Raw genomic sequence first — 2701 nt, 5'->3', positions numbered from 1 at the left:
TGGTAGCTTATACGAAAGCTACCACCGCCTCATCCCACCTTTCTAGTTGGACAAGACTTTCTCCCAGGACATGATAAACTGCTGCCGAATTAGGATTAATTTCTACTGCCCTACCATAACTAACTACTGCTTCTTCCCACCGTTTTAGTTTACTGAGAGTATGACCTAACTTATGGTGAATTTCTGCTGTATTAATACCTAGTTCAATAGCTTGCCGATAACTGACAATAGCATCATCAAATTTTTGTTGCTGCACCAAAGCTAAAGCCAAACTATGGTAAACTTTTGGTAACTTGGGGTTAAGCTCCAGAGCGCGACGATAATTTACAATAGCCTTATCCCACTGTTTTGGTGTGGCATAAGCTTCCCCTAAATAACTATAAACCTCAGCTAAATTGGGATTAAGTTTAATGGCACGTTCCAAAGAAGCGATCGCCTCATCCCACTGTTTAATATTACTCAAAGCTTTGCCCAAGTCTCCATAAGCTTCAGCTAAGTTAGGATTAAGTTCTATTGCTTGGCGCAAAACTGCTACTGCCCAGTCATTCTGCTTTAACTGAATCAACGCATGACCTAAGTGATGATAAACATCTGGGGAGTTGGGCTGAAGTTCAGAAGCTTTGCGGTAAGCTACAACTGCTTCTTCCCATTGTTGGAGTTGAGAGAGAGCGTATCCTAAATAATGATAAACATCTGGCGAATTGGGCTGAAGTTCTGTAACTTTGCGGTAAGCTGTAACTGCTTCTTCCCACTTTTGCTGTTGAGCCAGAGCATATCCTAAATGGTGATAAACATCTGGGGAGTTAGGCTGAAGTTCGATTGCTTTTCTATAAGCTGAGATAGCTTCATCCCATTTTTTTTGCTGGGTTAGAAGATATCCAAACTGGTGATAGACTACTGCTGTAGGGGTAGTGTTTTTCTGCCCGCCCAACAAATCAATTGCTTTCTGATATGCAGCAATAGCTTCATCCCACCGATGCAATTTTGCCAAGGCTTCCCCACAATAATGATAAACTGTAGCAAAATTAGGAATTATTTGGCAAGCCTTTAAGTAAATTTTGGCAGCTTGATGGAAGTCTCCCAATTTTGTCAAAGCCGTTCCTAATTTTTGGTATCCTTCCCAGAAACCAGGGTCAATTTCAATTGCTTTTCGATAACAGATTATCCCTTCCTCAATCTGACCTTGTTTTTCTAAAGCTACTCCTAAATTTTGATGAGCAATGCTAGAGTCAGGTTCTAGAGAAATAGCTTTTTGGAAATGAGCGATCGCTTCATAAAGTAACCCTTTTTGGACTAAAGCTGCTCCTAAACTAATGTAGAATTCTGAGAAATTAGGATTAATCTTAATGGCTTGGGAATAAGAAGCGATGGCTTGTTCCAGATTACCTTGATTAACTAGGACTTTTCCCAAATTATGATGAGACAATGCAGAAGTAGGCTTTAGTTCTATCGCTTTTTGATAGACTGTAGCTGCTTCTCCCCATTTACCTATTTGAACTAGAACATCCCCTAGACTTTGGTAATACAAGGCCAAGTTGGGGTTAAGTTCGATGGCTTTTTGATAGAGAGTAACAGCTTTTTCTAGTTGGCCTGCGGCAAAAGCTTGTTGGCCTTGTTGGAAATATTGAGTTGGAGTTTTTTCCTTCATCAGTTATTAGTTATTTTTAAAGAGTGTTTGTTCAAGGAATATTAAATTAAGTGTTTAGGGTGGGTTAAGAATCACGCAACATGAAAAGGCTACAATATTTATGGCGAGAAACCAAACTCTTGAAAGTCCGCTGTCACCCACCTAACATACAGAAGATAAATAACTATAGCTTCATTCTGTTGATTTTTGTCTTCTAAAATTTTCCCCAATACATAGTAATTATTAGGATGATTGGGATTTAATTCTATAGCCTTACGGTAAGCATTAATCGCTGCATCCCAATGTTTTAATTTCATCAAACTCAGACCTAATTTTGGGTAAGACCAAATAGAATTATGGTTGATTTCTATAGCTTGTTGAAAAGCCTTGAATACTTCAGTAAATTCACCTTTTTCTATTAAAGCTTTCCCTAGTTTTTGGTAACCTCTCCATTTATTTGGTTGGAGTTTTACAGCTTTTTGATAATAGCTTATTGCTTCATCCAAATTACCCTGAATTATCAAAGCATCTCCTAATAAATGATAAGCTTTAAATAAATTAGGATTTAACTCAATTGCTCGCCTATAACAAGCGATCGCTTCAGTCAACTTCTGATGCTGAAAAAGACTCTTACCCAGACTTAAACATTCTGATGCTGTTGCGGACTGTGGCTCTATAATTAATACTTGATAAGAACATTGTGCTGCTAACTCTGGCTTACCTAGCAACTCCCAAATTTTTGCTAAGTTTCGGTAAAATCCAGCAATATTTGGTTTGAGGGTGATAGCTTTTTGATAAGAGGCTATAGCTAGCTGCCACTGCTTTTGCATACCATATAGACTACTCATATTAGCATGGACTTCTGCCCAATCAGGTTGAGCAGCAAGGGTTTTTTTGTACCAACCCATAGCTTCTTATACTTGGCCCATAGCCAGACTAATGTTTCCATGAACTACCCCGCCGTGTAGACGGACGGGGTTTCTAAGTCCCCGTCAACAAAGTCCGCACTTTGAGATTTTGAGCGCTTCATTTGCCCCAGTTGCCTCATCGAGCCTGTATGTTTACGGGTCGAAT

Annotated in this window: 2 protein-coding genes; both read right to left on the bottom strand. The window is 39.2% G+C overall.

The features are described 5' to 3' along the window. Positions 1-7: 7 nt before the first annotated feature. Positions 8-1648 carry a tetratricopeptide repeat protein gene (locus F6K13_RS27340; RefSeq protein WP_287289033.1) on the bottom strand — a complete coding sequence of 547 codons (1641 nt, stop codon included), beginning with the start codon at positions 1646-1648 and terminating at the stop codon, positions 8-10. Positions 1649-1746: 98 nt separating this feature from the next. Then, complete coding sequence (locus tag F6K13_RS27335; RefSeq protein WP_287289031.1) at positions 1747-2535, bottom strand: lipopolysaccharide assembly protein LapB; 789 nt, start codon at positions 2533-2535, stop codon at positions 1747-1749. Positions 2536-2701: the final 166 nt, after the last annotated feature.

This window comes from Okeania sp. SIO2B9 (assembly GCF_010672505.1).
Classification (GTDB): domain Bacteria; phylum Cyanobacteriota; class Cyanobacteriia; order Cyanobacteriales; family Microcoleaceae; genus Okeania; species Okeania hirsuta.
The sequence above is the reverse complement of the archived record's forward strand: the minus strand, read 5'-3'. Positions and strand labels throughout refer to the sequence as shown.

Bases quoted from the DNA above. Each gene is read 5' to 3' on its own strand.
- F6K13_RS27340 (WP_287289033.1), bottom strand. From the start codon at position 1,648: ATGAAGGAAAAAACTCCAACTCAATATTTCCAACAAGGCCAACAAGCT.
- F6K13_RS27335 (WP_287289031.1), bottom strand. From the start codon at position 2,535: ATGGGTTGGTACAAAAAAACCCTTGCTGCTCAACCTGATTGGGCAGAA.